This is a genomic window from Streptomyces sp. NPDC051286 (assembly GCF_044455345.1).
Classification (GTDB): Bacteria; Actinomycetota; Actinomycetes; order Streptomycetales; family Streptomycetaceae; genus Streptomyces.
Genome location: NZ_JBITER010000119.1, coordinates 1 through 4,765 on the forward strand (window position 1 = coordinate 1; position 4,765 = coordinate 4,765).

The window sequence follows — 4,765 nt, forward strand, 5'->3', positions numbered from 1 at the left end:
TTTCGTACCGTCGCAAGTCGAAACGTAGCCGGGGTACGGCGTGTTCTGCATATCAGCCCAGGTCAACGACCCACGGAAGCGACAGGGGAGCCCCAAAAGACCCTGCCACACAAGATCAAGTAACGCTGACGGAATCACAAGACACTAGGCATCGCCGACGTCGGGGCGGCTTCCGTCTTCGGAAGACCGGCTTCCACACCTGGCGGGGTACCGGCCGAGGAGGGGCAAGGAGCTCCGCGTCCTCGTCCCAGTTGGACCAGCCGTCAGGTTGGAAAAGGCTCACTGAGCGTTTTTCATCCTCGGTCTGACCTGGTCAGATGCAAGTAAGGACGGCCTGAACCAGGGTGGTGATGCGGATGATGGAACACCTCAGCTTCCGCAGGTCAGCGGCCAGTCCTTCAGCGTGGCCGTGGCCTGCTCGCCCAGGGCCCGGATCTTCCCATGGGGGACGTTCACTGCCTGCTGACCTGCGGGCCGGTTCTCCCACTGGCCGCGGTAGGGCACCAGGACCGCGGGGCCGGTACCTTGGTACCCCTTGTCCGCGAAGCAGATCGCCTCCGCTTCCCCGAATGAGCCGCCCGCCGAGATCGCAGAAGCCTGCCGTGGAGCGGCAGCGACAGGGTGGGTTGGGCTGATGGAGTCGGCTACCTACCTCAAACTCGACCGATGCGGCGCTGAATCATTGGTCATCAGCGGCTGGTTCTGCGTCGTAGGGCTCGAATTCGATGTAGTCGAGGGGGTCCTCGTCGCGGCGTCCGAGCGGGGGCAGGTCCTCGGTCGCGAACCGGCCGCGCAGCCACTCCAGCAGGGTTTTGGTGAGGTTGGTGTTGAGCGGTGGGCCTTGGTCGGCATGGCGCGGTACAACGATCAACGGCCAGTTGTCCGGTGTGGCACCTTCGGTCAGCCAGCACAGCTGGTCGCCGTCGATGGAGTCGGCGAAGGGCAGGAATGAAGTTCCCCCCTGATGTTGGACAGCGGTTACTTACGCTGCGGGGGTGAAGTCGTGCTGCAGCCTGGCTCGGGTTTCGAGTGGGGTGAGGTACCCGAACTCGGGGTGCCTGCGGAGCCTGGTGCGGTTGTACTCGACCTCGATGAAGCGGAAGACGTCAGCGCGGGCCGCCTCGCGGCTCTCCCAGACGGCGGTGCCGATCTCCGCTTTCAGCAGTCCGAAGAAACTCTCGGCTGCGGCGTTATCGTAACATATGCCGGTTCGCCCCATGCTCTGTCTCAGGCACAACTCCCTTATCTCGCGGCGGAATTCGCCGCTTGTATATTCGCTTCCACGGTCGGTGTGCATGATGCAGCCGCCCTGAAGGCCGCCGCGGCCGGCGGCCATCCGCAGGGCGTCGGTGACGAGCTCGGCGCGGTGGTGTTCGGCCATCGCGTACCCGATCACCTCGCGCGTCGCCAGGTCGATGACGGTCGCGAGATACCACCAGCCCTCGATCGTCGGCAGGTAGGTGATGTCGCCGACGAGCTTCGTTCCGGGCCGGGTAGCGGTGAAGTCGCGGCCGACCAGGTCCGGGGCCGGTGCGGCCTTGGTGTCCTGCTGCGTCAGGTGGCGGCGCCTGCGGCGGGTGACGCCGCGGATGTCACGCTCGCGCATGATCCGCTCGACCTTCTTCCGGTTGATCGCATGGCCCTTGCGCCGCAGCGCTGCGTGCACGCGCGGGGCGCCGTAGGCACCCCGTGAGGAGGCGTGGATCTCGCGGATCTCCTCTATCAACTCGTTTTCCACCCAATGCCGTTCGGCTGCTGCCGGCCGGGCCGCCAGCCAGGAGTAGTAGGTGGAGCGGTTGATCCCCGTGACACGGCACAGCAGAGCCACGCTGTAGCCGGCGGGGTTGGTCTCGGCGGCCTTCTCCGCGTCGATGAAGCGGCACAGTGTGCCTACTTCATCGTCTCCTTCGCGAAGAAGGCCGCTGCTTTTTTCAAGATCTCGATCGTCTGCTGCTGTTCCCGGTTCTCCCTGCGCAGCCGCTGGAGCTCTTCCTTCTCCGCCGTGGTCAGCGCGCCGGGTACCCCCTCGCCGCGGTCAGTCTTCGCCTGCTTCACCCAGCCGCGAAGACCCTCCGGACTCACGCCGAGTTCCCGGACGACCTCGGTGACATTCCGCCCTGACGACCGGACCAGTGCCACCGCGTCCCGCTTGAACTCCGAGGTGTACCGCTTGCTCATATTGCTCTTGCCACTCAACCTGGACTGCTTCCTCCGGGACCAATCCGTCCCAGTATCAGGCTGTCCACTTCAGAGGGGGAACTTCATCTCGCTGCTCCCCAAGCGCGTGGAAGTGAAGGCGAAGGGGGGCCAGGAGACCGAGTTCGCGTACGTGATCGTCGATGACGGCAAGGGCAGGAGCCTGGTCCAGATCAACGTTCAGGGCGATATGTCGGACGTCAAGGACCGGCTCTTCGGCGCGGACGCCGAGACGCTGCCCGACGGCACCAAGGTCGTGACGCGGAAGGAGCCCGGCGAGAAGAGCGGCGCGGGAGTCGTGATGTGGACCGCCGACACCATCAGGCCCGACGGCATGCGGGTGGTCGTCAGCGCGTTCAACACCGGCGATCAGAACTCCGCGGCGACGCGTGACACCCCCGCGCTGACCATGGAGGAGCTGCAGACGATCGCCCTCAGCCCGAAATGGCTGAAGCTTCTTTGAGCGACTGCTGTGAGAGACGGCCCAGGAGGTCAACGCAGCGCCGCGGTCGCTGCGTCGGCTCAGGAGGCCCTGCCTGTGCGGCGCGGGTGATCAGCGCAGCTTGGCCTTGTCGGCCGTGCCGTAGCCGAGCGGGGTGAGGAAGCGGATCTCGGGCTCGGCGGAGAGCAGCTCGCCCACCCGGCCCATGGCTTCGGCGAGGTAGGGGGCCTGGCTGTGCGCGTCGACGGCCTCCTGCGAGGCCCAGTGCTCGACGAGGACCAGGGTGAGCGCGTCGGCCGCGTCCTCATGTGCCGCGAACGTGAGGCAGCCCTCGTACTCGTGGGTCCGCGCGACCAGCGACTCGATGACCTTGCGGGCCTCGTCCGTCTTGTCCTCGCGCAGACGAAGGGTGCTGATGACAACCACAGATTCCATTGCTGATGCTCCTTGGTAGCGCGCCGGCGGGCCCGGCGCGCTACCACTGAAGCACGCATCCAGCGAGGGCGGAAGATCCGTTATCACCAGGTGGGAATCGCCCTACGGGCTGGTCAGAAGAACTCTGACCAGGGCTGGTCCCAGATCTGCTTCACGCACAGAATCAGGAAGAGGAGACCGGCGACGGCCAGCATGACGTTGCTCAGCACGCCGTTGCGCCATTCCCTCGGCGTACGCGAGGAGTTGAGCAGCCACATCAGCGTGCCCGCGAGGAACGGGAGGAAGGCCGCGCCCAGGACGCCGTACAGAATGATCAGGCGGAAGGGCTGGCCCTGGAACAGCAGCACGATGGGCGGGAACGTCAGCCACAGAAAATACGCGCGGAACGGCCACGACTTTTCCCGCTCGCCCGAGGCGACTTCCTCCCCCGTCGTCGCCGCGCGCTTGCGGTAGCGCTCCACGAAGTCCGCGAACATCAGGCTCACGCCGTGCCAGACGCCGATCAGTGAGGTGAAGGACGTCGCGAGAAGCCGATCAGGAAGAACTTGGCGGTCGCCGCGCCGTACTCCGCCTCCAGAATGTCGCCGAGCTGGATCAGGCCCTTGTCGCCGCTCGCGATGGCCACGTTGACGGAGTACAGCAGCTCCGCGCCGACAACGAGCATGGCGACCACGAAGATGCCCGTGGTGGCGTACGCGACCCGGTTGTCGAGCCGCATCACCTTCATCCAGCCGGTGTTCGTCCAGCCCTTCGCGTTGACCCAATAGCTGTACGCCGCAAGATCTTCGGGTTGATCATGGTGGAGGGGGTCGTTTGTGGAGGGCATGTCGCCGTCGTACAAGGGGCACCGGTATCCGGTCGAGGTGATCTCGCACTGCGTGTGGCTGTACTTCCGGTTCCCGCTCAGTTTCCGTGAGGTCGAGGAGCTGATGCTGGAGCGCGGTGTGATCGTCTCGTACGAGACGATCCGCCGCTGGTGCCTGAAGTTCGGTCAGCAGTACGCCAACGGACTGCGCCGCCGGCGGCCCCAGCCCGGCGACAAGTGGCATCTGGACGAGGTCTTCATCAAGATCAACGGTGAGCAGAAATACCTGTGGCGGGCTGTCGACCAGGACGGCAACGTGCTGGACATCCTGGTGCAGAGCCGCCGGGACACGGCTGCGGCCAGGCGCTTCTTCCGCACGCTGCTGACGAAGACGGGCGGGGTGCCGCGGGTGATCGTCACGGACAAGCTCCGCTCCTACGGCGCGGCCCACCGCAAGGTCATGCCCTCCGTCGAGCACCGTTCCCACAAGGGTCTGAACAACCGGGCCGAGAACAGTCATCAGCCCACCCGGCAACGCGAACGGGCGATGAAAGGCTTCCGCAGCGTGGGCGCCGCGCAGCGGTTCCTGTCCGCGTTCAGCGGCATCTCACCCCACTTCCGGCCCCGCCGCCACCTGATGACCGGCACCCAACACCGCGCCGAAATGACCGTCCGCTTCGCCATCTGGGAGCAGATCACCGGCATCACCGGCCGGCCTGCCGCGGCCTGAGTCCAGGGCCGGCACCCGGCCCCACCACACCTCAACACACCGTCAGACACCCACACACCCAACAACGTGACTGTGAGGATGATCGGGTGCCGCTCCGAGCGGTGGCCTGACCCGCAACGTGACTGGCCGTGTGCCTTGGCGTTGATCTGTCGGCCGC

5 protein-coding genes and 3 pseudogenes are annotated in these 4,765 nt (G+C 65.9%); 2 read left to right on the forward strand and 6 right to left on the reverse strand.

The genetic code is table 11. The annotated features are described in order from the left end of the window. Positions 1 to 293: 293 nt before the first annotated feature. From ACIBB8_RS37395 to ACIBB8_RS37410, 4 genes and pseudogenes are all read right to left on the reverse strand, one after another. Positions 294 to 624, reverse strand: a pseudogene (locus tag ACIBB8_RS37395) (IS5/IS1182 family transposase); the annotation flags it as partial. A 55-nt stretch (positions 625 to 679) separates the two neighbouring features. Then, positions 680 to 871, reverse strand: a complete 192-nt coding sequence (locus ACIBB8_RS37400) for a hypothetical protein (protein WP_398959822.1) — start codon at positions 869 to 871, stop codon at positions 680 to 682. 111 nt (positions 872 to 982) lie between these two features. Beyond that, on the reverse strand, positions 983 to 1,885 hold the full coding sequence (locus ACIBB8_RS37405; RefSeq protein ID WP_398959827.1) for an IS3 family transposase: 903 nt from the start codon (positions 1,883 to 1,885) through the stop codon (positions 983 to 985). Positions 1,886 to 1,890: 5 nt separating this feature from the next. Beyond that, a complete protein-coding gene (locus ACIBB8_RS37410) occupies positions 1,891 to 2,196 on the reverse strand; it encodes a transposase (protein ID WP_398959823.1) in 306 nt (101 codons plus the stop codon). 70 nt (positions 2,197 to 2,266) lie between these two features. Between ACIBB8_RS37410 and ACIBB8_RS37415 the strand changes: the two are divergent. Beyond that, positions 2,267 to 2,659 (forward strand): annotated as a pseudogene (locus ACIBB8_RS37415) (hypothetical protein); the annotation flags it as partial. A 90-nt stretch (positions 2,660 to 2,749) separates the two neighbouring features. Here ACIBB8_RS37415 and ACIBB8_RS37420 read toward each other — a convergent pair. Together ACIBB8_RS37420 and ACIBB8_RS37425 are read right to left on the reverse strand one after the other, a co-directional pair. Next, on the reverse strand, positions 2,750 to 3,073 hold the full coding sequence (locus ACIBB8_RS37420; protein WP_398959825.1) for a putative quinol monooxygenase: 324 nt from the start codon (positions 3,071 to 3,073) through the stop codon (positions 2,750 to 2,752). 113 nt (positions 3,074 to 3,186) lie between these two features. Beyond that, positions 3,187 to 3,854 (reverse strand): annotated as a pseudogene (locus tag ACIBB8_RS37425) (Nramp family divalent metal transporter); the annotation flags it as partial. Positions 3,855 to 3,897: 43 nt separating this feature from the next. On the opposite strand from ACIBB8_RS37425, the gene ACIBB8_RS37430 reads away from it, so the two are divergent. After that, a complete protein-coding gene (locus ACIBB8_RS37430; protein WP_398959829.1) occupies positions 3,898 to 4,608 on the forward strand; it encodes an IS6 family transposase in 711 nt (236 codons plus the stop codon). Positions 4,609 to 4,765: the final 157 nt, after the last annotated feature.

What these genes read in the sequence shown, in the direction of transcription:
- ACIBB8_RS37420 (WP_398959825.1), bottom strand. Translation starts at nt 3,073, where the DNA reads ATGGAATCTGTGGTTGTCATCAGCACCCTTCGTCTGCGCGAGGACAAG.
- ACIBB8_RS37430 (WP_398959829.1), top strand. Translation starts at nt 3,898, where the DNA reads ATGTCGCCGTCGTACAAGGGGCACCGGTATCCGGTCGAGGTGATCTCG.